Genomic DNA, 23656 nt, shown 5'->3' on the forward strand with positions numbered 1-23656 from the left:
GCTCCAGGGGCCGGGCCGCGGTCGTGTGAGCGGAGGCGGCCGTCGGGGCGGTCGCCGTACGGGCAGGGGCCCCGGGCCGTCCTCGGTGCGCGCGGTTACAGTCCAGACATGAGCAAGCCCCGGTCCCTCGTCCTGCCGTCCGGCACCCGCGCCCACCACCTCGTGACCGCGCGGGGCGACTTCGCCGTGCTCGACACCGCGCCCCGGGGCGAGCGGCTCGGGACGGTGCTGCTGCTGCCGGGGTACACCGGCAGCAAGGAGGACTTCCTGGCCCTGCTGGGTCCGCTGAGCGAGGCCGGGTACCGGGCCGTGGCGGTGGACGGGCGCGGTCAGTACCAGTCCGCCGGCCCGCGCGGCCGGGCCGGCTACCGCCGCCGGGCGCTCGCGCTCGACGCGGTGGCGCAGGCCTCGGCGCTCGGCGACGGCCCGGTCCATCTGCTCGGCCACTCGTTCGGCGGCCTGGTGGCCCGCGCGGCCGCCTCGCTCGCCCCGGCGGCCTTCCGTTCCCTCACCCTGCTCTCCTCGGGCCCCGGCCGGGTCGCCCGGCCGCAGCGCGTCCGGGTGCGGGTGCTGCGCGTCGCCCTCGCGTTCCTGCCGAAGGAGCGGGTGTGGCAGGCGATGTGCTGGCTGGACAGCCGGGGCGAGGAGCCGGACACGGACGACGCTCCGCAGCTCGCGGGCTTCCTGCGGCGGCGCTGGATGCGGACCCGGATCGCCCAACTGGCGGGGGCGGGGCGGCTGCTGCTCAGCCGTCAGGACGGTACGGCGGACCTGGCCGCGCTGCGGATGCCGCTGCACATCGCGTACGGGGCGGACGAGATGGTCTGGCCCACGGCCGCGCTCGCGGCGACGGCCGCCCGCACGGGCGCGCACCACACGGTGGTGGCGGGCGCCGGCCACTCCCCCAACGTGTCGCACCCGCAGGAGCTGACGGACCGCCTCACCGGCTTCTGGGAGCGGACGGCTGCCCCCACCGGAGTCGCCGGCACCACCCGCTGACCCCGGTCCCGTAGTGGGCAGCCGTCAGAACTGTCCCTTGAGGTGCTGCCAGAAGCCGTCGCGCAGGGCGCGCCGGAGGGCGGCGTGGCCGCGCAGGGACCGGCTGAGGAGGCGCTCCGCCTCGACGAGCAGGTCCTGGTCGACGGGCCCGGGCAGATAGGGCGCACCCGGCAGGAGTTCGGCGAGCCGGTCCCGGCCGCGTTCGCCGAGCCAGGTCGCCGCGATCTGGGCGCCGACGAACCGCACCTCCTCGCGGGACGGCGGCGGCTCGCCCTCGTTCTCGTACGTGGTGACGGGGCGGCGGGTGACGTAGGGGCGGCAGAAGTCGAGTTCGAAGGTGCGCTGGCTGTCGACCTCCCACAGGAGCGCCTCGGCCTGGTTGCGGCCCTCGGCGGCCTCGATGCCCCAGAGGTGGACGCGGGCGCCGTAGCCCTGGGCGGCCTCGACGGCCGACACGAGGTCCTCGTCGCCGCCGACGAGGGCGGCGTCGCTGATGGCGCGGTGACGGGCGAGGGACTCCAGATCGGTGCGGATCAGGGAGTCGACGCCCTTCTGCTGGTTGTTGGCGTTGAGGTTGCCGAGGCGCACCTTGACGTCGGGAAGCTCGGCGATGGCCTGCTGCTCGGGGGTGTGGATGCGGCGTCGGGCCCCGTCGTACCAGTAGACGCGGAGCAGCCGGCTGTCGGCGAAGATCGTGCGGGCCTTGTCGATGAAGGCCTCGATGAGGCCCTCGGCGTCGAGGTCGAAGGAGCGCCGGTCCTCGGTGCCCGTCACCAGCAACCCGGCCGCAGCATGGACGTAACCCGCGTCGACGAAGATGGCGTGGGTGGAGGGGGTCTTGGCCACCTCGGCCAGCATCCGCTGGAGGAGCTCGTTGGTGCGCTCCAGGCGCGCGTCGAGTGCGCGCAGGCGGGCGTCGGTCTCGGTCACCTGAGTGGTGTCTGCGTCGTTCATACGGGGCTCATTGTCCGTCGCTCCGGGCGCGGCCGCCACACCCCCCTACCCGCTGGTAGTTAGACATCCAAAAATTTTCCTTAGCGTAAGGAATGTTTGCAGGATGCATGTCGTTGGACCCGTACGTAACGCAGTTCTCCATCAGGAGGATCAACTCAGACGAAGGGAGAAGCCCGTGCGCTTCGAAATCCTGCGACTCGACGACATCGACGGCACGCCCGTCGACCGGACCGTCGTGGACGCCGCCTCCGTCAACCGGATCGTGCAGCAGGCCGCCTCGATCGGCCAGCGCATCTGGATCCGCCCCGCCGAGACCTCGGCCTCATAACAGGCAAGGTCCACACCACGCACCGCGCCCCCGCACGGACTTCGCAAGAGCGGAATCCGTACGGGGGCGCAGTGGTGTCCGGGGCCGGCGCACCGGCGGGCGCTCCGCCCGGCGCGTCAGGCGTTCTGGATCACCTGCGTGACGCCGTTGATGATCTGCTGCACCGCGATGGCGGAGAGCATCATGCCGGCGAGCCGGGTGACCAGGACGACGCCGCCGTCCTTGATGACCCGGATGATCAGCAGCGAGTACCGCATGGTCAGCCAGAGCACGACGTGCATGGCGACGATGGCGGCCCAGACGGAGACCTGCGCGGCCGCGCCGTCGGCGTTCTGGACGGCCAGGATGACCGAGACGATCGCGCCGGGCCCGGCGAGCAGCGGCATGCCGAGCGGCACCAGGGCGACGTTGACGTCCTTGGTCTGCTTGGGCTCGTCGGTCTTGCCGGTGAGCAGGTCGAGCGCGATGAGCAACAGCAGGAGGCCGCCCGCGATCATCAGCGCGGGGACGGAGACGTGCAGGTAGTCGAGGATCTGCTGGCCGAGCAGACCGAAGACGGTGATGACGCCGAAGGCCACGGTGACGGCCTGCCAGGCCATCCGGCGCTGCACCTTGGCGGCGCGGCCCGAGGTGAGGGCGAGGAAGATCGGGGTGATCCCGGGGGGATCCATGATCACGAAGAGGGTCAGGAACAGCGAGCCGAAGACGGCGACGTCGAACACGGTGGGGTGCCTTGCGGGAGAGGTCGAACGGTGGGGTGTGGCCCGGCGGGCCGGAATGCGGGATTCCGAAGGCGGGGCAGGAAGAGCGCCACCCCGCGTCACGGCACGGAGCCGTGAGGGGGCGGACCAAGGAGGAGGGAAGCCACTGGACAGGCTCGGGGACAGGCCCCACGGCCCGCACCCGGGACGGGGCAGGGCACGCGGCGCGCCGGACCTCCCGGCCGACCGGCCGGGAGACGGGTCCCGCGGAAGGGGTCCGGACCCCGTGGAGTCCGGCAGCCAGAGGCTAGGCGGCGGGTCCCCCCGCGCCGGGGACCGGGAAGGCCCCCGCGGCCCGGCGGGTGATCTCGCCGTAGATCTCGGGGTCGGTCGTGTACTCGCCGAGGCGGCAGGTCTTGCGGCTGCCGTGGTAGTCGCTGGAGCCGGTGGTCAGCAGACCCAGCTCCTTCGCGAGCCCGCGCATCCGTGCCCGCGTCGCCTCGTCGTGGTCCATGTGGTCGACCTCGATGCCGTCGAGTCCGGCCTCGGCGAGCCGGGCTATCGAGGCCTCGGGCAGCACCTGGCCGCGCTTGACGGCGAGCGGGTGCGCGAAGACGGTGACGCCGCCGGCCGCCTTGACCAGGCGGATGGCGTCGATCGGGTCGAGCTCGTGCTTCCCGACGTACGCCCGGCCGCCGTCGGCGAGCCACTCGGGCGTGAACGCCCCGGACACGTCCGGTACGACCCCGAGTTCGACGAGCGCCTCGGCGACGTGCGGTCGGCCGAGGGAGCCGTCGCCGGCGATCCGGGCGACCTGCTCCCAGGTGACGGGAACGCCGAGCTCCTGGAGCTTGCCGACCATGGCACGCGCGCGCGGGACCCGGTCGTCGCGGACGAGCTCACGCTCGGCGAGGAGCGCGGGCTCCTCGGGGTCGAAGAGGTACGCGAGCATGTGCAAACCGATGCCGTCGACCCGGCAGGACAGCTCGGCCCCGGTGACGAGGGTCAGCCCCTCGGGCAGTGCCGCGATCGCCTCGGCGTGGCCGCGGGTGGTGTCGTGGTCCGTCAGGGCGACGACGTCGAGCCCGGCGGCGGCCGCGTTGCGGACGAGCTCGGCCGGGGAGTCCGTGCCGTCGGACGCCGTGGAGTGGGTGTGCAGGTCGATGCGCACGACGCGGTACTCCAGGACTTCGGCACGGACGAGGGACGCTCCAGCATAACGGGCGAATCGAACACGCCCGTACGGAAGGAAGCGGCCCCGACGGGCCGGGCGCGCGTCAGCTCAGCAGCCTCGGCGTCAGCGCTCCGCACGGCAGGAGTTCGACCTCGGAGCCCGCGTCACGCAGGTCCGTCAGGACCAGCTCGTCGTACATCAGGAGGCCGGACTGCTCGGGCCAGACGATCGCCCACAGCCAGAGGCCGCGCGCCTCCCCCGCGAAGACCGCCCGGTCCTGCGGGGCGCCGTTGACGTGCCAGAGCGGGGTCGGGCGTCCGGCGGCGAGCACCTTCGTCTGCGGGGGCCTGTCGATGGCCATGCCCGCGCCGGGGTCGGGGCCGTCGATGCCGGCGTACCGGGCGCCGAGGCCGACGCCGAGTTCCTCGGCGACCAGGAGCAGCTCACCGATGCCGCCGAGCGGTCCGGGTCCCGAGCAGGCGACGGCGGTCGCGCGTCCGCCGCTGCGGTCGTCACCGGCGTACGCGACTCCGGTGAAGAGCCAGCCGACGGGCAGGGGCCACGGCATCCAGACCGGCACGTGGGACCGGTGCACCACGACGCCGAGGGCCTCGACACTGGGCGGGATCACGGGCTGGAGCGGGTGCACCGCGCCGTGCACGTCGCACTGCCAGGAGTCGGCGAACAGCCCGGGCGCCCTGACCCGGCCACCACACTTCGGACAACTGGGTTCGCCCCTCATAGGGCTCAACGGTCCTACCACCGGGGCCCCGCGTCAAGGACGGTCCACCGACGATCACCCGTCCGGCCCGTGGTGTTCACCCCCTGCCATCCCCGGATATAGATGTAACTTGCAGTTATTAGTTCCTCTAACTTATTCTGTGTATATCGCACCCATCTCGACGCGGAGGAGCGGCACCCATGGAGAGAGCAGAAGAGAACGCCGGCGGAGGCAGCATCCTGCGTCAGCCACCGGCCGTCTGGGCCACCGCCGGCGCGTCCGTCGTCGCCTTCATGGGCATCGGCCTCGTCGACCCGATCCTGCCGTCGATCGCCCACGGCCTGGACGCGACACCGAGCCAGGTGTCGCTGCTCTTCACCTCGTACTTCCTCATCACCGCCGTCGCGATGCTGGTGACCGGCTTCGTCTCCAGCCGCATCGGGGGACGCCGGACCCTGCTCGCCGGACTCGCGCTGGTCGTCGTCTTCGCGGCCCTCGCCGGCACCTCGGACTCCGTCGGCGAGCTCGTCGGCTTCCGGGCCGGCTGGGGACTCGGCAACGCGCTCTTCGTCTCGACCTCGCTCGCCGTGATCGTCGGCGCCGCGGCCGGCGGCAGCGCGGCCGCGATCCTGCTCTACGAGTCGGCACTCGGCCTCGGCATGGCCTGCGGGCCGCTGCTCGGCGCCCTGCTCGGCGATGCCAGCTGGCGCTACCCCTTCTTCGGCACGGCCGCGCTCATGGCGATCGGCTTCCTGTGCATCGCGGTCTTCCTCAAGGAACAGCCGAAGCCGGCCCGCAGGACCTCGCTGCTCGACCCGATCCGCGCGCTGGGCCACGGCGGACTCGCCTCGGCCGCGGCGGCCGCCTTCTTCTACAACTACGCCTTCTTCACGGTGCTCGCCTTCACCCCGTTCGTACTGAACATGACGCCGTACAAGTCCGGCGCGGTGTTCTTCGCCTGGGGTGTGCTGCTCGCCGTCTTCTCGGTCCTGGTCGCACCCCGGCTCCAGCGGCGCTTCGGCTCGCTCACCGTGCTCGTCGGCTCCCTGCTGCTGCTCGCGGTCGACGTGGTGGTGCTCGGATACGGCGACCACACGACCGCGATCGTCTGCACGGTCCTGTCGGGTGCGTTCATCGGCGTCAACAACACCGTCTTCACCGAGCTCGCCCTCGGCGTCTCGGACGCCCCGCGCCCGGTGGCCAGCGCGGGCTACAACTTCGTCCGCTGGTTCGCCGCGGCCGCCGCCCCGTACTTCGCCCCGAAGATCGAGGAGTGGAGCGACGTCCACATGCCGTTCGTGGTGGCGGGCGTGGCCGCGGTGCTCGGCGCCGTGGTCGTCCGGGTCCGCCGCGACGCCCTCAGCGGCAAGGCCCGGGAACTGGCCACGAAGCACGCCACGGAGGACGGCGTCGGGGTCTTCGCCGGCTGACGCACCGCGGACCGGCCGCCGGGCGGGGCCGACCCGCCGCGGCCGGTTTGCGCTGCGGGCCTCGGGCAAGACGGAGCCCATGAGAGGCATCGACTCCGTCATAAGAACCGTGGCCCACGTCCTCGTGGGCATCCTGGTCGTCTGGATCGCCCTGGACCTGCTCGACGCCAACCCCGCGAACACCGTCGTCGGCTGGTTCCACAGCGCCGCCGACTGGCTCGCGGGCTGGTCGATCGGGCTCTTCGACGTCTCCCACCACACCGCTCAGGTGCTGCTCGACTACGGCATCCCCGCGGTGGTCTACGCGGCGATCGCCCATCTCGTCGCCCGCAGGACCGCCGCCCGGACCTGAACCGGAGAGCCCTGCGAAATCCGGAGAGGCCCGGCGAGAGCGGGAGAGCCCGGCGGAAGCCGGAGAGGCCCGGCGAACGGAACGCCCTCCGGCATCCGCCGCCCCGACCGCCCCGCCCGCCCCGACGGGCCCGGCGTTCCGTCAGTCAGTCAGTCAGTCAGTCAGTCAGTCAGTCCAGATTCACGGACCTGCGCAGTGGATCGCGCAGGTCCGTGCCCTGTGCCAGCCAGCGCTCCTCCAGGGCCTGCGCCCCGTGGACCCGCTTCCACGCCGCTTCGTTCGAGGTCATCGGGAGCAGCGGCAGGAACCGCACCGGGTCCATCGGCCCGTCCGTCGCCCGGCCACCGCCCCCCAAGGAGTCGCCTCGCGACATCGCCTCATTCAGATCCAGGTCCTCGACCAGCCCCCCGGACTCCGCGACCAGGACCGAGCTGAAGGCGGCGCCCGGCCAGAGCGGGTCGCCGACGTCGAGCGAGGCGCCCGGGGCCACGACGACGCCCTCGACCTGCGGGGTCGCGGCGAGGACCGCGAGCGGACGCAGCACCTTGTCGGTGTCGGCGAGGCCGGCCCGCACCGTCAGGACGAGCTCGGCGCGCGGCCCCTTGACCGGGTCGGCGAGCGCGGCGGTCGGGTCGGCCATCGGCTGTGCGGACATGCCGAGGGTCGCGTACCGCACGAGATCGCCGTCGACGAAGCGGAGCACCTCGATCCGGTCCGTGCCGAGGAACGTCACCGCGGCCCGCGCGTCCGGTTCTCCGAGTGCCGTCTTCAACCGGGCCTCGACCAGAGCAAGAACTTCTCCCATGTCCTGAGCATAAAGCGCGTATGGAACGGGCAAAGGAAGGGATTGACCCTCAGTCGGCTGATAGTCTTGGCCGCTGGTCGGGAGTCCCGAACTCCCGACTACTCGTCACACGTCATCCCTCACGAGGGACCGGCCGGAGGAGGTGGGGCTGCGATGGACCGAAGTCGATCGGGCAGTACCAGCCGCTCTTCCGCCCCGCACCCGAGCCCGGTGCGTACGTACTTCCGGTGATTCCCGGCCCGTATCCGTACGGCCCCGCCTCTCCGGCATCTCGCACGACGGAAGAGCATCTCGCCTTTGCCTGTCTGTAGCGAACGCCGTCACCGCGACCTCTCGGTGCCGCCCGCTTTGTGGACGACGTAGCTCCACGTCCCCATTCCGGGCTGTTCCACGCTCGCCGACGGCTTCTCCGTGAAGGAGCATGCCCATGTCGATGATCCGTGACCTGCGCGCCGCCGTCCGTCCGAGCCTGCGGCACCCCCTGCGCAAGACCCCCACCACCTACACCTCGTACGACCCCACCCGTGACCACACGGCCTCCAGCGCCGTGGTCGACTGCGCCGTCTACCGCGACGGACGCCGCGTCGACGACCGCGAGTGCCTCACCCCGCGCGGCGCCATGAGCCGCGTACGGGAGAACGGCGGCTTCGCCTGGATCGGCCTGCACGAGCCGACCGAGGCCGAATTCGCCGGTATCGCCGCCGAGTTCGGACTGCACCCGCTCGCCGTCGAGGACGCCGTCCACGCCCACCAGCGGCCCAAGCTGGAGCGGTACGACGACACCCTCTTCACCGTCTTCAAGACGATCCACTACGTCGAGCACGCCGAACTCACCGCGACCAGCGAGGTCGTCGAGACCGGCGAGGTCATGTGCTTCACCGGCCCCGACTTCGTCATCACCGTCCGGCACGGCGGCCAGGGCTCCCTGCGCAACCTCCGGCACCGCCTCCAGGGCGAGCCCGAGCTGCTCGCCAAAGGGCCCTCGGCGGTGCTGCACGCCCTCTCCGACCACGTCGTCGACGGCTACATCGCGGTCGCCGACGCCGTCGAACTCGACATCGACCAGCTGGAGATCGACGTCTTCTCGCCGGCCGCGAAGGGCTCGACGCGCGGCACGGACACCGGCCGGATCTACCAGCTGAAGCGTGAGGTACTGGAGTTCAAGCGGGCCGTCACGCCGCTGCTGCGCCCGATGCAGCTGCTCTCCGAGCGGCCGATGCGGCTGGTCGACCCCGACATCCAGAAGTACTTCCGGGACGTCGCCGACCACCTCGCACGCGTCCAGGAGCAGGTCGTCGGCTTCGACGAACTGCTCAACTCGATCCTCCAGGCCAACCTGGCGCAGGCGACCGTCGCGCAGAACGAGGACATGCGCAAGATCACCTCGTGGGCGGCGATCGTCGCCGTCCCCACGGCGGTCTGCGGCGTGTACGGCATGAACTTCGACCACATGCCCGAGCTGCACTGGAAGTACGGCTATCCGATGGTGCTGACCGGCATCGTCGCGATCTGCTTCACCATCCACCGCACGCTGAAGCGCAACGGCTGGCTGTGACGGCCGGCCGCTAGGCTTCGGAGCATGACTGAAGAGCTGCTCGGGTCCGCCCTCGTCGAGGAGGCCACCAAGAAGTCCGGCCTGGTGTGGGTCCGCGGCACCGGCTCGGCCCGCGCGCTCTGGCACGTCTGGTTCGACGGCGCCGCGTTCGTCGTCGGCGACGGCCCCGGCGAGCAGCCGCTGCCGGGCCTGGTGGACGGCGGGACGGCCGAGGTCACGGTCCGCAGCAAGGACAAGGGCGGTCGCCTCGTCGCCTGGACGGCCGCCGTGCGCGAGATCGCGCACGGCACCGAGGAGTGGGACGCGGCGGTCGCCGAGCTGAAGGGCAAGCGGCTCAACGCACCCGACGGCGAGGCCATGACGGGCCGCTGGGGGCGCGAGTGCCGGGTCCTGCGGCTCGACCCCCGGTCCTCGACCACGGAGCTGCCGGACGGCTCCCTGGCGGCCGTACCGCTGCCCTCTGCGGCCACGACCCGCGACCCGGTGCCGTCCGGTCTCCCGAAGCTGCTGCTCAAGCGCCGCAAGCGACGCTGAACCCGCGCTGCTCAGGTCTTGGGCAGCTGCTTGCCGTAGTCGAGGATCTCTTCCTTCGACGGCTCCGTGAGCGGGAAGTCCTTGTTCCACTCGGAGAGGACCACCAGACCCGCTCCCCCGCCCCGCGCGAACTGCAGCGGGTACGGGTCGCCCTGGAGCGCCACGTCGAGAGTGCCGCCCTCGCCGTCCGCGCCGCCCTTGACCTTGACCGTGCGGATCCCGCCGATCTGGTCCCGGTCGCCCTTGACCTTCTCCCCGTGCAGCCCGGTCAGCCCGGTCAGCAGCAGGTCCATGTCGGTGAAGCCGCGCAGCTGCTTGTACGCGGGGTCGCCCTGCGGCACCTTCACGTACTTGTCGTCGAGCTTGTCGGCGGCCTCGGCGTCCGCCTCCGTCGGCTTGTCGCCGTCCTGGGTCTCGTGGGACCAGAAGTCCGCGTCCGCCTTCAGATAGAGCGCCTCGCCGACCCGCAGCAGCTCGAAGGTGCTGTTCTTCGTCGTCACCGAGCCGGTGGCGCCGTCCTGCTTGAGGCGCATGTTCAGTTTGAAGGTGTCGCCCTTGCTGACCAGCGTGCCGGAGAGCCGTACCGCCTTCGCGGTGTCCGCGGCGGTCCGCGCCTTGCCCTCGATCTCGGCCGCGGAGAGTCTCCCGACCCCGTTGGTCCCCTCGTCCGGATCGGCGGCGCAGGCCGTGAGCGCGACGGTCAGGCCGGCGCAGAGCGCGAGCGGCACGACGGCCCGGTGGATACGCGACGACGCGGCACGAACGGCCATCAGCGCTGCCTCTCATGTCGTGGGGGGACACGGACCGCGGCCCGTACGGGGGGGGACCCGGGCGGCGGTCTTCTGTTCTGGGGGTTCTGCCGGGCGGGAGGGCCGGCGTGCCGGTGGGGACGGCAGACCGCAGCGTACCCGGGCCGGGTGACGCGCCCGGCAGCAGCCGTACGGAGGCACTGCCGGGGCGGGGCGGAACGGCACGGGCTAGCCTGAACCCGGCAAAGCTCGGCAAAGACTCGAATCGTGCGGCACCGAGGAGGCGCGTGGCATGGCGGCAGGCGCCCCCCGGATCTTCGTCTCCCACCTCGCCGGAGTCCCCGTCTTCGACCCCGTCGGCGACCAGGTCGGCCGGGTCAGCGACCTGGTGGCCATGCTGCGGGTCGGCCGCAGGCCGCCGCGGCTGCTCGGCATGGTCGTGGAGGTCCTCAGCCGCCGCCGGGTGTTCGTGCCGATGACCCGGATCACCGGCGTGGAGTCCGGCCAGGTCATCACGACCGGTGTCGTCAACATGCGCCGCTTCGAGGCGCGCCCCACCGAGCGCCTCGTCCTCGGCGAACTCCTCGACCGGCGCGTCCGCCTCGTGGGGCCCGGCGGTCAGGAGGGCGAGGAGGTCACCGTCCTCGACGTCGCCATCCAGCAGCTGCCCGCCCGCCGCGACTGGGAGATCGACAAGGTCTTCGTCCGCAAGGGGAAGGGCGGGGTGCTGAGCCGCAAGGGCGAGACGCTGACCGTCGAGTGGTCGGGCGTCACCGGATTCTCCCTGGAGGAGCACGGGCAGGGCGCCGAGAGCCTGGTCGCCACCTTCGAGAAGCTGCGCCCCGCCGACCTCGCCAACGCGCTGCACCACCTCCCGTCCAAGCGGCGCGTCGAGGTCGCCGCGGCACTCGACGACGACCGGCTCGCCGACGTCCTCGAAGAGCTGCCGGAGGACGACCAGATCGAGATCCTCGGCAAGCTGAAGGAGGAGCGCGCGGCCGACGTCCTGGAGGCGATGGACCCGGACGACGCGGCCGACCTGCTGTCCGAGCTGCCGGAGGAGGACAAGGAGCGGCTGCTGACGCTGATGCAGCCGGACGACGCGGCCGACGTACGCCGGCTCCTGGCCTACGAGGAGCGCACGGCGGGCGGTCTGATGACGACCGAGCCGATCGTGCTGCGGCCGGACGCCACGGTCGCGGACGCGCTGGCCCGGGTCCGCCAGCAGGACCTGTCACCGGCGCTGGCGGCGCAGGTGTACGTGTGCCGGCCGCCCGACGAGACGCCGACGGGGAAGTACCTGGGCACGGTGCACTTCCAGCGGCTCCTGCGCGATCCGCCGTTCACGCTGGTCAGCTCGCTCGTGGACAGTGACCTGCCGCCGCTCGGCCCGGACACCCCGCTGCCGGCCGTGACCAGCTACCTCGCCGCGTACAACATGGTCGCGGCACCCGTCGTGGACGAGAGCGGGTCGCTGCTCGGCGCGGTCACCGTCGACGACGTGCTCGACCATCTGCTGCCGGAGGACTGGCGCGAGACCGAGTTCCACGAGGAGGGGGCCGGGCATGGCGGCTGAGCGCACGCAGGACCGCGAGCGGGACCGTGACCGGGAACGCGACCGGCCGGGGCCCCGCATCCGGCTCGACCTGCCGCGCGAGCGGCGGGCCAAGCTCCTGCCGGAGTACGACCCCGAGGCGTTCGGGCGGCTCTCGGAGCGGATCGCCCGCTTCCTGGGGACCGGACGGTTCCTCGTCTGGATGACCCTGACGATCATCGTCTGGGTCGTCTGGAACATCTTCGCGCCGGGCCCGCTCAAGTTCGACGAGTACCCCTTCATCTTCCTGACGCTCGCGCTGTCCCTCCAGGCCTCGTACGCGGCCCCGCTGATCCTGCTGGCACAGAACCGGCAGGACGACCGGGACCGGGTCAACCTCGAACAGGACCGGAAGCAGAACGAGCGGTCGATCGCGGACACCGAGTACCTCACCCGGGAGATCGCGGCGCTGCGCATGGGCCTCGGCGAGGTGGCCACCCGCGACTGGATCCGCTCGGAGCTCCAGGACCTGATCAAGGAGCTGGAGGAGCGCCGGGATCTATTCCCGACCACCGACACCCGGCGAAGTGACGTACCCGACCGTTGACAGGCCTTTCATGGGCCGGTGGTCGGCGCCGTACCATCGTCGGTATGGCTATGGAAGACGCGGTGCTCGAAGCACTGGCGACGGTGAACGACCCCGAGATCAACAAACCGATCACTGAGCTCGGCATGGTCAAGTCGGTGGACATCGAACCGGACGGCAAGGTCGCCGTCACGGTCTACCTGACCGTCTCCGGCTGCCCGATGCGCGAGACCATCACCCAGCGGGTGACCGAGGCGGTCTCCGGCGTCGAGGGCGTCACCGGCGTCGACGTCTCGCTGGACGTGATGAGCGACGAGCAGCGCAAGGAGCTCGCGGCGGCACTGCGCGGCACGACGGCCGAGCGCGAGGTGCCGTTCGCGAAGCCGGGCTCGCTGACCCGGGTGTACGCGGTCGCCTCCGGCAAGGGCGGCGTCGGCAAGTCGTCCGTCACCGTGAACCTGGCCGCGGCGATGGCCGCCGACGGGCTGAAGGTCGGCGTCGTCGACGCCGACATCTACGGCCACAGCGTGCCGCGGATGCTGGGCGCGGACGGCCGTCCGACCCAGGTCGAGAACATGATCATGCCGCCGTCGGCGAACGGCGTGAAGGTCATCTCCATCGGCATGTTCACCCCGGGCAACGCGCCGGTGGTGTGGCGCGGCCCGATGCTGCACCGCGCGCTCCAGCAGTTCCTCGCGGACGTGTACTGGGGCGACCTGGACGTCCTCCTGCTCGACCTGCCCCCGGGCACCGGCGACATCGCGATCTCGGTCGCGCAGCTCGTGCCGAACGCGGAGATCCTGGTCGTCACCACCCCGCAGCAGGCGGCGGCCGAGGTCGCCGAGCGGGCCGGCTCCATCGCCGTCCAGACCCACCAGAAGATCGTCGGTGTCGTCGAGAACATGGCGGGCCTGCCGTGCCCGCACTGCGACGAGATGGTCGACGTGTTCGGCACGGGCGGCGGCCAGCGGGTCGCCGACGGTCTGACGCAGACCACGGGTGCGACGGTCCCGGTCCTCGGCTCGATCCCGATCGACGTACGGCTCCGCGAGGGCGGCGACGAGGGCAGGCCGGTCGTCCTCTCCGACCCGGACTCCCCGGCCGGCGCGGCCCTCCGCGCGATCGCCGGCAAGCTCGGCGGCCGCCAGCGCGGCCTCTCGGGCATGAGCCTGGGCATCACGCCGCGCAACAAGTTCTGAGGTCATGACGAAGGGCGCCCCCCTCGGGGGGCGCCCTTCGTCATGCCGTCAGGCGTACGCGTCGAGATCCTTGATCTGGGCGAACCCCAGACCGTACGCGCTCATCCCCCGCCCGTACGCCCCGATGTGCACCCCGGCGGCGGACCCGGCGAGGACCCATCCGAACTCCGACTCGCGGTAGTGGAACGGCACCGGCACCCCGTCCACCGGCAGCGACAGCGTCGACCACTCCGCCCCGTCGAGGTCGTCGGCCAGCTCGAACGCCGTCTCGGTCTGCTGGTCCAGCCAGTTGTCCCGCGTCGCGTGGTCCAGCGAGGGGGGCCAGGTGTGGACGAGCAGCCCCGAGCCGGCCAGCCAGGCCGCCGAGGACACGGTGGTGGCGTCGAGGACGCCCGTGCCGTCACCGGTCCGCCGGACCGGGCTCGCGGCCACCGTCACGACGACCGCGAACCGCTCCTTCTCCGCGCCGCTCGCGTCCGTCTTTATCGACGGCGTCTCACCGTGCCCGGTCGACCCGTGCTGCACACTGCCGTCCGCCGCCGTGCCCACCTGCATCAGCCAGCGCGGCCCGGTGAACGCCTCGTCCAGGCCGTACCAGGCGAAGGGTGCGCGCAGATAGCCCTCGGCGGTCCGCCGGGCCAGGGGTACGCCCTCCACCCGACTCGTGGTCTCCATCTCGGCCGCCTCCTCGTTCCGTCAACAGAGGGAGGATAGCCACCGGGACGCGTCGGGTCGGTGACAGCCCGTCGTCAGGTCGCGTCGGAGTCGTACGGAGGACGCTCTCCGGTGTCCGGCTTGTCCTGCTTCTTCAGCAGGTCCGGGGTGCCGTTGGCGGCGGTGACGGCGCCGGAGGAACCACCGGCCGACGGGGAGCCGTTGACGGCCGTGGTCTGCGGCTCACGGCCGTGGACCGCGTCGGCGACGTCGTTCATCTCCTTCTTGAGGTCGAAGCTGCCCCGCAGCTCCTTGAGCTCCCGGAGGTCCTCGTTCTGCTCCATCTGCTTGCGGAGGAACGTCTTCGGGTTGAGGTCCTCGAACTCGAAGTCCTTGAACTCCGGCCCCAGCTCGCTGCGGATGTCCTCCTTCGCGCCGTCCGAGAACTCACGGACCTTCCTGATGAAGCGCGAGACGTCCTGGATGACCTTCGGGAGCTTGTCCGGCCCGAAGACGAGCACGGCGAGGACGACGAGCGTCACCAGCTCGAGTGCGCCTATGTCGCTGAACACCTAGTAGCTCCTTCATGCCGGTCAAGGGCCCGGTCCAAGGTACCCGCCGAAACTGCCGGACGGGTACCTCCCGGTGTCGGCCACATGGCGCTCAGGTGCCCTGGGACGAGCCGAGCGTCAAGGTCTTTGTCAGCTCTTTGCCGTCCCGGGTCAGGGTGAGTTCCAGCCGGTCGCCGGGGCGGTGGGCGCGGATCTTCACGATCAGCTCCTCGCCGTTGTGCACCCGCTGGCCGTCGACCTTGGTGATGACGTCGCCGGGGCGGAGCCCCGCCGTCGCCGCCGGGCCGCCGGGCGTGACGGAGGCGGAGCCGTCCTTGCCCTTCTCGCCGACCCGGGCGCCGTCGCCGCTGAACTGCATGTCGAGGCTCACACCGATGACGGGGTGGCTGGCCTTGCCGGTGTTGATGAGCTCCTCGGCGACGCGCTTGCCCTGGTTGATCGGTATGGCGAAGCCGAGGCCGATGGAGCCGGGCTGGGAGGCGCTGCCGCCCTCTCCCTCGCCCGAGCCGCCGCCGGCCGCGCGGATGGCGCTGTTGATGCCGATGACCCGGCCCTTGGAGTCGAGGAGCGGGCCGCCCGAGTTGCCGGGGTTGATGGGGGCGTCGGTCTGGAGGGCGTCGACGTAGCTGATGTCGCTGCCGTCGCCCTTCTCGCCGCCCGCGGTGATCGGGCGCTCCTTGGCGCTGATGATGCCGGAGGTGACCGTGTTGGAGAGGTCGAAGGGGGCGCCGATGGCGACGACGGGGTCGCCGACGCGGACGTTGTCGGAGTTGCCGAGCGGCAGCGGCTTGAGGCCGGAGACGCCGGTGACCTGGACGACGGCGAGGTCGTAGCCGGTGTCCTTGCCGACGACCTTGGCGCGGGCGGTCTCGCCGCTGGAGAAGGTCACCGAGATGTCGCGTGAGGACTGGGCCCCGTCCACGACGTGGTTGTTGGTGAGGATGTGGCCCTTGGTGTCGAGGACGAAGCCGGTGCCGGTGCCGGACGAACCGCCGCCCTTGACGTGCAGGGTGACGACGCCGGGCAGGGCGCTGGCCGCGATCCCGGCCACGCTGTCCGGGGCCCGGTCGGTGTCGCCGCTGTCCGCCTGCGGCAGCTCGACGGTGGTGATCCCGCCGTTCCGCTCGACGTACGCGCCGATGCCGCCGCCGATCACTCCGGTGACGAGGGCGAAGACGAGCGCACCGGCGACGGCGAGCCCCTTGCGGGACTTCCTCGCGGGCAGGGGCGGGAGCCCGGCCCCGCCGGCCCCCCAGGGGTCGTACTGCACCCAGGGCGCACCGCCCTGCGGCGGCACGGCGCCACCCTGCGCGTGCAGCGGGGGGAGGGAGTGCGGCTGGGGGTGCGGGGAGTGGGGCTGGGGCTGGGACTGCGGCGGTACGGGGGGTACGTGGGCCTGCTGCGGCGGTACGGGCGCCGGGGGGCGCTGTACGGGCGGCGCGGGCGCCCAGGGGCCGGGCTCGCCGTAGGGCGGCGTCCGGTACTCGTCGGGCGCGTGCAGGGGCGTCGGCGCGGTCGTGGCGGGCGCCGGGGCGGCCGGGGTCTGGGGCGCGTCGGCCGCGGAGGCGTCGGCCGTCGGGAGGGTCTCGGTCGCCTGAGCCCCGGTCGGCCGGGCCTCGGTCACCGGGAGGGTCTCGGTGGGGGCCGCGTCCGCCGGGACCGCGTCCGCCGGGGCGGGGGCCTCGCTCTTGGTCAGCAGCACGGCGGGAGCCTCGTCGGAAGCAGGCGCGTCGGCGGCCACGGGCGCGTCGACGGGAGCAGGCGCGTCGGCAGGAGCGGGCACGGGCGCGTCGGCGGGTGCGGCCACGGGCAGCGCCGTGGTGTCCCCCGCTTCGGCCGTAGCGGCCACATCCGTCACGTCGGCCGCGACGGAACCGCCGGCCGGCGCCTCGGGCGCTCCGGTCGACGGCTGCGGCGCGGGCAGCGGAAAGTCGCCGTCGGCGTCATGCGCGGCGACGGCGGTGACGCCCTCCGTGAGGTCGTCGGCCGGAGGCGGCGAGGTTATCCGTGCCGCCTCCGGTGCGCTCGACGGCCGGCTCCACCAGTTCGGCTTCCCGTTGTTCATGCTCTCCCCGCAGCCCGCTGACCCGTCCGCGCCCCCTTGGGCGGGCGCCCCTGTCCCTGGATTCAACCAGGTCGCGGGTCAGCGGTGGGAGCCGAGCGGTGCGGTGGTCGGGCTGGGCGCCGGACTGGGTCCGGGCCCGAAGGCCAGTCGGAGCGCCGGCCCCGTCGGCCGTATGAACGGCGAGAGGGCCAGGAACGACTGCGTGGCCGGGTCCCGGAGCCGTACCGCCACCAGCGGCATGGCCGGGGAGCGCACCGCGTCCGGCGGGACGGCGCCCGCCGGGACCGTGCCCGGACCGACATGCGACACCGGCCCGTGCGGCAGGCCCGACCCGTGCGGCAGCGCCGCCAGGGTCCCGGGGGTCAAGGGAGCCCCCGACGCCACCTGCGCGCCGTCGAGGGACTGGGCGCCGCGCTCTCCGGAGCGCGTACCCCGGGATACGGCCGTGCCGCCGCCGGGGCCGGTGGCGGTGGCACGCAGCGGCGTGACCGCCGTGCCGGCGCCCTGGCCGCCGCGCCCGCTCGCGTTCACCGAGGCCTCCAGCGGCAGGGTGCCGCCGAGGGCGATGGCCGCGAACGAGACGGCGCTGGCCGCCGCGAAGGCGAAGCGCCGGCCGCGCCAGGACGTCCCGCGGTCGCCGACCTCATGGATACGGAAGCCGGTCTGGGGCGCGGAGTGTCCGGGGTGCGGGGTGACGACGGCGGCCGTGGCGAAGCCGTCGGACCGCACGCCGCCCGCGCCGAGGAGCTCTTCGAGGGGGCCTCTCGGTCCGCCGGGGCCTCCCGGCTCACCGGGGCCCCCGGGTAGCCCCTGCAGCCGGGCGAGGAATCCCTCCGAGGGCGGTGGAGGAGCCGCCGAGGCGAAGACGCTCTTGAGGGTGCGCTGCGCGTCGGCCTCCGCCTTGCAGCGGGCGCAGGTCGCGAGGTGGGCGAGGACCCGCTCGCGGGCGTCATGGCCGAGTTCGCCGTCGACGAGCGCGGCCAGCCGGTCCCCGAGGTGGTGCTCCGCGGGGGTCGGTGACGAGGGACGTGTGCCGCTCACGCTGTCCCTGCCTCCCATCCGACGGAGGCCAGGGCACGCTCCGCCCGTGCCTCGGGCGAACGGTGCTTGAGGGCCTTGCGCAGGTGGGAGCGCCCGCGGTGGATGCGGCTGCGGACGGTGCCGAGCTTCACGCCGAGGGTCGCGGCGATCTCCTCGTACGACAGTCCTTCGATGTCGCAGAGGACGACCGCGGCACGGAACTCCGGCGCGAGGGTGTCGAGGGCCTGCTGCACGTCGGCGTCGAAGTGGGTGTCGTTGAACACCTGCTGCGGCGAGGGCTCACGGCTGGGCAGCCGCTCGGCGGCGTCGTCGGCGAGCGCGTCGAAACGGATGCGCTGCTTGCGGCGGACCATGTCGAGGAAGAGGTTGGTGGTGATGCGGTGGAGCCAGCCCTCGAAGGTGCCCGGCGTGTACGTCGACAGCGAGCGGAAGACGCGGACGAAGACCTCCTGGGTCAGGTCCTCGGCGTCGTGCTGGTTGCCGGTCAGCCGGTATGCGAGGCGGTATACCCGGCCGCTGTGCGTGCTGACGATCTCCTCCCAGGTGGGCGGAGTCCACGCCTGCGATTCCGCATCCGATGCGAAGGTCGCGGTGGTGGGAGCGGAGTCGGCGGTGCGGATTCGGTCAGCGGTGTCGGTCACGGATTTCGGCTCACCCGCCGACCTGAGAAGACGCCGAAGCACTCCTCCCCGATCCACAGGCGCAGCCGCACCTCCCCTGTCGGCTCTGGTGGTGTCCAGTGGAGCCCCTACCATAGCCACCTCGCCCGTTAGCTCCGGATAAGAATCTTTACGCGAATTTGGAACCGGCTCCCCCGGCTTCCTCCTGCCGCGTCCTTCCCCTGGTGAACGCCCGGTCCCATCTGCGGGTTCCCGCTGACAGCGGATACAGTCACCGTTGCGTCAACTACGGGGACAGGAGAGGGCCATTACCGCCAACCGGCAGACGAGCTGGTCGTTCGCCGACGCCTTTGTCGCCGAGGACGAAGCTCTGCGCTGGGCCCGTGAGCGGGCCCGGGAGGCAGGGCTGCCCTCGGTGTCGCCGGGCACCGGTGGGGCGCTGCGCCTGCTCGCGGCCACGGCGGACGCGAAGGCGGTGGCGGAGATCGGCACGGGCACCGGCGTGTCGGGCATCTATCTGCTGCTCGGGATGCGGCCGGACGGCGTCCTGACGACGGTGGACCTCCAGCCGGAGCGGCAGCAGCTCGCCAAGACGGCGTTCCGTGCGGCGGGCTTCGCCGGCAACCGGGCGCGGTTCATCCCCGGCCGGGCCCTGGACGTCCTGCCGCGGCTCGCGGACGGCGGCTACGACCTCGTGTTCTGCGACGGCGACCGGCTCGAGTACCTGGACTACCTCGCTGAATCGTTGCGCCTGCTGCGACCTGGCGGGCTCGTCTGCTTCGAGGGCGTCTTCGCGGACGGCCGCACGGTCGACTCGGGGGCCCAGCCGGCCGAGGTCCAGCGGGTCCGCGAGCTGTTGCGCACGGTGCGGGAGAGCCAGGAGCTCATCCCCTCCCTGCTGCCGGTGGGCGACGGCCTGCTGTGCGCGGTCCGCCGCGGCTGAGAAGCCCGGCCCCGCCCCTCCTCCGTCCCCGACGCGACGGGCTTCCGCACCCTCCCCCGGGCTCGACCCCGTCCCGGCCCCGGCTCCGACCGGCCCCGGCTCCGACCGGCCCCGGCTCCGACCACCGACTCCGGCCCGACCCCGACTCGGGCCCGACTCGGGCCCGATCCCGGCTCCGACCCCGGACACAACACTGCCCCGGCACGGGCGGACCGTGCCGGGGCAGTGTTCAGGATGCGAGGGAAGGTCAGCCGACGACCTTCTTCAGGGCGTCGCCCAGCGCCTCGGCCTCGTCGGGAGTCAGCTCGACGACAAGCCGACCGCCGCCTTCGAGCGGAACGCGCATGACGATGCCCCGCCCCTCCTTGGTCACCTCGAGCGGGCCGTCACCCGTCCGCGGCTTCATGGCCGCCATGCTTGTTCCCCTTCCTGAAACCAGCTCATTGTCAGCCGGGCAGCTCCATGACCTGGAGCACGCGTCACCGGCTTCGAACACATTGCTTCCAGGTCATTATCCCGCATGGCAGGACCCGATGACCAACATCGAATGGCATCGCTTGCGCAACGCGCTCTCTCAAAACCCCACATTTCGGCGATCGGCCTGCGATACTTCGCCGCTCGGCGTCCGGCCGGGCCCTTCAAATCTTTGACGCAGCTCACATGGGCGGGGCGAGTGATGTCCGCCATGCTGTGCAGGTCAACCACGCAAAGAGGCGAAGGGAACCCCATGGCCGACACGGTGCTGTACGAGGTGAGCGACGGGCTCGCCACCATCACGCTCAACCGCCCCGAGGCCATGAACGCGATGAACGTGGCCGCGAAAGTCGCCCTCCGCGAAGCGGCCGAGACGGCCTCGGCGGACCCCGCCGTACGGGCGGTGCTGCTCACCGCGGCGGGCGAGCGGGCGTTCTGCGTCGGGCAGGACCTGAAGGAACACGTGGGTCTGCTCATGGCCGACCACGAGCACGGCACCCAGGAGACCATGAACACGGTCCGGGACCACTACAACCCGATCACCAGGGCGCTCGCGGGCATGCGGAAGCCCGTCGTGGCCGGCGTGAACGGCGTCGCGGCGGGCGCCGGCTTCGGCTTCGCGCTCGCCGCGGACTACCGGGTGGTCGCGGACACCGCGTCGTTCAACACCTCCTTCGCCGGGGTCGCGTTGACCGCCGACTCGGGCATGTCCTGGACGCTGCCCCGGGTGATCGGCCCCAGCCGCGCCGCCGACCTGCTGCTCTTCCCGCGCTCGATCACCGCCCAGGAGGCGTACGAGCTGGGCATCGCGAACCGCGTGGTCCCCGCCGCCGACCTCGCCGCCGAGGCCGAGAAGGTGGCCCGCAAGCTGGCGGAGGGCCCGACGGTGGCGTACGCGGCCCTGAAGGAGTCCCTCGCCTACGGCGCCGACCACTCCCTGTCCGAGGCCCTGGACAAGGAGGAGGAACTGCAGAACCGCGCGGGCGCCTCCGAGGACCACGCGATCGCGGTCCGCGCCTTCATCGCCAAGGAGAAGCCGACGTACCTGGGCCGCTGACGCACCCGGCCCCGGGGCCGGGGCCGGAACCCGCTCGTACGAGTGGTGGGCGTGTCTATAAGATCCGCTCACCATTCGTACGCACATACCTGGGGGGTTCCGTGCGTTCCGCTCCACCCGCGCGCCTTCTTCGCGGCGCGCTCACGGCGATGATGGCCCTCGGCCTCTCCGCCACCGTCCTGTCGCAGCCGTCCGCGGCCGCCGACGGCTGGGACCGCTGTCCCGACAACGCCGTCTGCGGCTTCAGCCGGCCGCAGTACCAGGGCGACATGATCGTGATCCGGAAGCCGATGCTGTCGCTCGGCTCCTGGGACAACCGCATCCGGTCGTACGTCGTCAAGCTGGCCGGATACAGCAGCGCGGTCTGCCTGCACCCCAAGCCGGGACTCGACCCGGAGGGGGCGACCCACTCCTACTTCTCGGAGTCCCTGGACGAGAGCTCCCACCCCGAGCTGGACCAGGCCGTCAGCTCGGTCGACGTCGGCCCCGACGCCGACGACTTCTGCGGCAGCGAGAGCCGCTACCCGATGCTGTGGGACGTGGTGAAGAAGCGTCCCACGACGCTGCCCGCGGCCGGCGCGTTCGGCGACATGGACCGCGACGGCTACGCCGACGTCGTCAGCCGCAACATGGTCGGCCAGCTCTGGACGGCCCACGCCTACACCAGCCCCGGCCGGACCGTGCTCGTCGGCGGCGGCTGGGACACCATGACCAAGCTGACCCGCCACGGGGACTTCGACGGCGACCTGCACGAGGACGTCATCGCCCGTGACAAGGCCGGTGTCCTCTGGCTCTACCCCGGCAACGGCAAGGGCTGGTTCAAGCCCCGCGTCAAGATCGGCGGCGGCTGGAACGCCATGCGGGACCTGGCCGCGGCCGGCGACCTCACCGGCGACGGCAAGGCCGACCTGCTCGCCTCCGACGGCGCGGGCGTCCTGTGGACGTACCCGGGCAACGGCAAGGGCTGGTTCGGCGCCCGCAAGCAGGTCGGCGGCGGCTGGAAGTCGATCAACGAGCTGGTCGGCGCCGGGGACATGAACTCCGACAAGAAGGCCGACCTCGTCGCCCGCGACACGGCGGGCAAGCTCTGGCTCTACCCGGGCAACGGCAGAGGCTGGTTCGGCGCCCGCAAGCTCATCGGCACCGGCGGCTGGAACGGCCACAAGGAGCTCGCGGGCCTCGGCGACGTGACCGGCGACGGCCGCCCCGACCTGGTCGCCCACGCCTGGGGCAGCTACGTCGGAGAGGGCCACTACCGTCTCCGCGTCTACCCCGGCACCGCCGACGGGCGCCTCCTGGCGCCCCGCGACCTCGCCCAGGTCCGTTCCTCGCACTTCGTCTTCTGACCCTCTTCACGAACGGATTCGCTCTTCATGATCCGCACTGTCCAGGGCCGCCGCGCCCTGGCCGCGGCCGTGACCACGGCAGCCTCCCTGGCGACGCTGATGACCGCCGCTCCCCCCGCCGCCGCGGGCGAGGAGCGCTGCCCCTCGGGCCGGCTCTGCGTCTTCCAGTACCTCGACTTCAAGGGCGAGATGAAGATCATCACGTCCTCCCAGAGCTCCCTCGGGACGTGGGACAACAGGATCTCCTCGCTGGTCAACAACTCGCCCCTGCACGCGGTCTTCCACGTCGACCGCAACTTCGCGGGCGGCGACTCCCTCGTGGTCGACCCGTACAACCGCGGGAACAGCCTCGACGGCTCGATCATGGGCCAGCTCGACAACCGGTTCAGCTCGATCCGCGTCGCCACCACCCACTGGGAGGCGAACTCGGGCGTCCCGTACATGGACTGGTGGCCGCAGGAGAAGCGCCCCACCGGCCTCCCCGCCGCAGCGCAGTTCGGCGACCTGAACAACGACTCCCGGCCCGACCTCCTGGAGCGGGCCGACGACGGCCGGCTGTGGTACCTGCACGGCTACACCGCCCGCTGGGACGTCGCGCCCAAGGCCGTACTGATCGGCGGCGGCTGGAACTCCATGACGCAGATCGTCCGGCACGGCGACTACGACGGCGACCGCAACGAGGACGTCTTCGCCCGTGACAAGGCCGGTGTCCTCTGGCTCTACCCCGGCAACGGCAAGGGCTACTTCAAGCCCCGCGTCAAGATCGGCGGCGGCTGGAACTCCATGAAGGAGCTCAAGGCGGTCGGCGACATCACCGGCGACGGCCGCCGCGACCTGGTCGCGCGCGACACCGCGGGTGTGCTCTGGACCTACCCGGGCAACGGCAAGGGCTGGTTCGGGGCCCGCAAGAAGGTCGGCGGCGGCTGGAACGCCATGAACCGCCTCGTGGCGCCCGGCGACATGAACGGCGACGGCAGGTCGGACCTCGTCGCACGGGACGGCTCCCGCGGACTCTGGCTCTACCCGGGCAACGGCCGGGGCACCTTCGGCGCCCGCACCAAGCTGCCGTACGCCTGGCCGTCGGACGCGCCCGTCTTCTCCGTCGGCGACGTGACCGGCGACGGCAACGCGGACGTGATGCGGCCGATCGACTGGAACCAGCTGTACGTCTACGCCGGAAACGGCCGCGGCGGCATCGGCGGTCCGCAGGCCGACATGTCCTGGGACACCGCCGACCGGGTCCACGTCTTCTAGACCGGCCCC

25 protein-coding genes are annotated in these 23656 nt (G+C 72.1%); 13 read left to right on the top strand and 12 right to left on the bottom strand.

Annotated features, from left to right (window positions below; translation table 11 throughout):
* The first annotated feature begins 108 nt into the window (after positions 1-108).
* Positions 109-999 (top strand): alpha/beta fold hydrolase, encoded by an 891-nt coding sequence (locus tag ACFQ79_RS31515; RefSeq protein WP_383589803.1) that lies wholly within the window; start codon positions 109-111, stop codon positions 997-999.
* Positions 1000-1023: 24 nt separating this feature from the next.
* Here ACFQ79_RS31515 and ACFQ79_RS31520 read toward each other — a convergent pair whose 3' ends face one another.
* A complete protein-coding gene (locus tag ACFQ79_RS31520) occupies positions 1024-1953 on the bottom strand; it encodes an NYN domain-containing protein (RefSeq protein WP_073912049.1) in 930 nt (309 codons plus the stop codon).
* Between the two features lie 175 nt (positions 1954-2128).
* Between ACFQ79_RS31520 and ACFQ79_RS31525 the strand changes: the two genes are divergently transcribed.
* Positions 2129-2281, top strand: a complete 153-nt coding sequence (locus ACFQ79_RS31525; RefSeq protein ID WP_086024648.1) for a hypothetical protein — start codon at positions 2129-2131, stop codon at positions 2279-2281.
* Positions 2282-2397: 116 nt separating this feature from the next.
* Here ACFQ79_RS31525 and ACFQ79_RS31530 read toward each other — a convergent pair whose 3' ends face one another.
* The 3 genes from ACFQ79_RS31530 to ACFQ79_RS31540 form a co-directional block, all read right to left on the bottom strand.
* Positions 2398-3003 carry a MarC family protein gene (locus tag ACFQ79_RS31530; RefSeq protein ID WP_383589805.1) on the bottom strand — a complete coding sequence of 202 codons (606 nt, stop codon included), beginning with the start codon at positions 3001-3003 and terminating at the stop codon, positions 2398-2400.
* Positions 3004-3289: 286 nt separating this feature from the next.
* Positions 3290-4153 (bottom strand): PHP domain-containing protein, encoded by an 864-nt coding sequence (locus ACFQ79_RS31535; protein WP_383589806.1) that lies wholly within the window; start codon positions 4151-4153, stop codon positions 3290-3292.
* 106 nt (positions 4154-4259) lie between these two features.
* The gene (locus ACFQ79_RS31540; RefSeq protein ID WP_383589808.1) at positions 4260-4898 is read right to left on the bottom strand and encodes a DUF6758 family protein; all 639 of its coding nucleotides are present in this window, start codon (positions 4896-4898) and stop codon (positions 4260-4262) included.
* A 179-nt stretch (positions 4899-5077) separates the two neighbouring features.
* Here ACFQ79_RS31540 and ACFQ79_RS31545 point away from each other — a divergent pair, with 179 nt between their 5' ends.
* Together ACFQ79_RS31545 and ACFQ79_RS31550 are read left to right on the top strand one after the other, a co-directional pair.
* On the top strand, positions 5078-6307 hold the full coding sequence (locus tag ACFQ79_RS31545) for an MFS transporter (protein WP_383589810.1): 1230 nt from the start codon (positions 5078-5080) through the stop codon (positions 6305-6307).
* Positions 6308-6386: 79 nt separating this feature from the next.
* Complete coding sequence (locus tag ACFQ79_RS31550; protein ID WP_383589812.1) at positions 6387-6659, top strand: hypothetical protein; 273 nt, start codon at positions 6387-6389, stop codon at positions 6657-6659.
* A 169-nt stretch (positions 6660-6828) separates the two neighbouring features.
* Here the strand turns inward: ACFQ79_RS31550 and ACFQ79_RS31555 are convergent, their stop codons facing one another.
* A complete protein-coding gene (locus tag ACFQ79_RS31555) occupies positions 6829-7464 on the bottom strand; it encodes a suppressor of fused domain protein (protein WP_383589814.1) in 636 nt (211 codons plus the stop codon).
* 427 nt (positions 7465-7891) lie between these two features.
* On the opposite strand from ACFQ79_RS31555, the gene ACFQ79_RS31560 reads away from it, so the two are divergent.
* Together ACFQ79_RS31560 and ACFQ79_RS31565 are read left to right on the top strand one after the other, a co-directional pair.
* Entirely contained in the window at positions 7892-9019 is a 1128-nt protein-coding gene (locus tag ACFQ79_RS31560) for a magnesium and cobalt transport protein CorA (RefSeq protein ID WP_383589815.1), read from the top strand.
* Positions 9020-9043: 24 nt separating this feature from the next.
* A complete protein-coding gene (locus ACFQ79_RS31565; protein ID WP_383589817.1) occupies positions 9044-9553 on the top strand; it encodes a hypothetical protein in 510 nt (169 codons plus the stop codon).
* Between the two features lie 11 nt (positions 9554-9564).
* Here ACFQ79_RS31565 and ACFQ79_RS31570 read toward each other — a convergent pair whose 3' ends face one another.
* A complete protein-coding gene (locus ACFQ79_RS31570; RefSeq protein ID WP_383589819.1) occupies positions 9565-10323 on the bottom strand; it encodes a hypothetical protein in 759 nt (252 codons plus the stop codon).
* A gap of 271 nt (positions 10324-10594) precedes the next feature.
* On the opposite strand from ACFQ79_RS31570, the gene ACFQ79_RS31575 reads away from it, so the two are divergent.
* From ACFQ79_RS31575 to ACFQ79_RS31585, 3 genes are read left to right on the top strand one after another with little or no spacing between them, the layout of a single operon-like run.
* Positions 10595-11878, top strand: a complete 1284-nt coding sequence (locus ACFQ79_RS31575; protein WP_383589821.1) for a magnesium transporter MgtE N-terminal domain-containing protein — start codon at positions 10595-10597, stop codon at positions 11876-11878.
* Positions 11868-12443 carry a DUF1003 domain-containing protein gene (locus tag ACFQ79_RS31580; protein WP_383589823.1) on the top strand — a complete coding sequence of 192 codons (576 nt, stop codon included), beginning with the start codon at positions 11868-11870 and terminating at the stop codon, positions 12441-12443. Before ACFQ79_RS31575 ends, ACFQ79_RS31580 begins: the two co-directional genes overlap by 11 nt.
* Before the next feature lie 44 nt (positions 12444-12487).
* Positions 12488-13621, top strand: coding sequence for an Mrp/NBP35 family ATP-binding protein (locus ACFQ79_RS31585; protein ID WP_266969008.1), 1134 nt, complete (start codon positions 12488-12490; stop codon positions 13619-13621).
* Positions 13622-13669: 48 nt separating this feature from the next.
* On the opposite strand, the gene ACFQ79_RS31590 is transcribed toward ACFQ79_RS31585, so the two are convergent.
* The 5 genes from ACFQ79_RS31590 to sigE all read right to left on the bottom strand — a co-directional run bounded on the left by ACFQ79_RS31590 (position 13670) and on the right by sigE (position 18708).
* Entirely contained in the window at positions 13670-14296 is a 627-nt protein-coding gene (locus ACFQ79_RS31590) for a hypothetical protein (RefSeq protein ID WP_383589825.1), read from the bottom strand.
* A gap of 74 nt (positions 14297-14370) precedes the next feature.
* Positions 14371-14847: a sec-independent translocase gene (locus ACFQ79_RS31595; protein ID WP_383589827.1), complete on the bottom strand. Its 477-nt coding sequence runs from the start codon at positions 14845-14847 to the stop codon at positions 14371-14373.
* A gap of 91 nt (positions 14848-14938) precedes the next feature.
* Complete coding sequence (locus ACFQ79_RS31600; RefSeq protein ID WP_383589828.1) at positions 14939-16912, bottom strand: S1C family serine protease; 1974 nt, start codon at positions 16910-16912, stop codon at positions 14939-14941.
* Positions 16913-16990: 78 nt separating this feature from the next.
* On the bottom strand, positions 16991-17953 hold the full coding sequence (locus tag ACFQ79_RS31605) for an anti-sigma factor family protein (protein WP_383589829.1): 963 nt from the start codon (positions 17951-17953) through the stop codon (positions 16991-16993).
* On the bottom strand, positions 17950-18708 hold the full coding sequence (gene sigE, locus ACFQ79_RS31610; protein WP_073912007.1) for an RNA polymerase sigma factor SigE: 759 nt from the start codon (positions 18706-18708) through the stop codon (positions 17950-17952). The genes ACFQ79_RS31605 and sigE overlap by 4 nt, the downstream gene beginning before the upstream one ends.
* A gap of 142 nt (positions 18709-18850) precedes the next feature.
* Between sigE and ACFQ79_RS31615 the strand changes: the two genes are divergently transcribed.
* Positions 18851-19516 (top strand): O-methyltransferase, encoded by a 666-nt coding sequence (locus ACFQ79_RS31615; protein WP_073912004.1) that lies wholly within the window; start codon positions 18851-18853, stop codon positions 19514-19516.
* Between the two features lie 247 nt (positions 19517-19763).
* Here the strand turns inward: ACFQ79_RS31615 and ACFQ79_RS31620 are convergent, their stop codons facing one another.
* Complete coding sequence (locus ACFQ79_RS31620; protein ID WP_009997451.1) at positions 19764-19931, bottom strand: DUF3117 domain-containing protein; 168 nt, start codon at positions 19929-19931, stop codon at positions 19764-19766.
* A gap of 312 nt (positions 19932-20243) precedes the next feature.
* Between ACFQ79_RS31620 and ACFQ79_RS31625 the strand changes: the two genes are divergently transcribed.
* The 3 genes from ACFQ79_RS31625 (at position 20244) to ACFQ79_RS31635 (ending at position 23647) form a co-directional block, all read left to right on the top strand.
* Entirely contained in the window at positions 20244-21047 is an 804-nt protein-coding gene (locus ACFQ79_RS31625; RefSeq protein WP_383589831.1) for an enoyl-CoA hydratase/isomerase family protein, read from the top strand.
* Positions 21048-21148: 101 nt separating this feature from the next.
* Positions 21149-22393, top strand: a complete 1245-nt coding sequence (locus ACFQ79_RS31630; RefSeq protein ID WP_383589833.1) for an FG-GAP-like repeat-containing protein — start codon at positions 21149-21151, stop codon at positions 22391-22393.
* Between the two features lie 27 nt (positions 22394-22420).
* Complete coding sequence (locus ACFQ79_RS31635) at positions 22421-23647, top strand: FG-GAP-like repeat-containing protein (protein ID WP_383589835.1); 1227 nt, start codon at positions 22421-22423, stop codon at positions 23645-23647.
* Positions 23648-23656: the final 9 nt, after the last annotated feature.

The organism is Streptomyces sp. NPDC056480 (genome assembly GCF_042795405.1).
Taxonomy (GTDB): domain Bacteria; phylum Actinomycetota; class Actinomycetes; order Streptomycetales; family Streptomycetaceae; genus Streptomyces.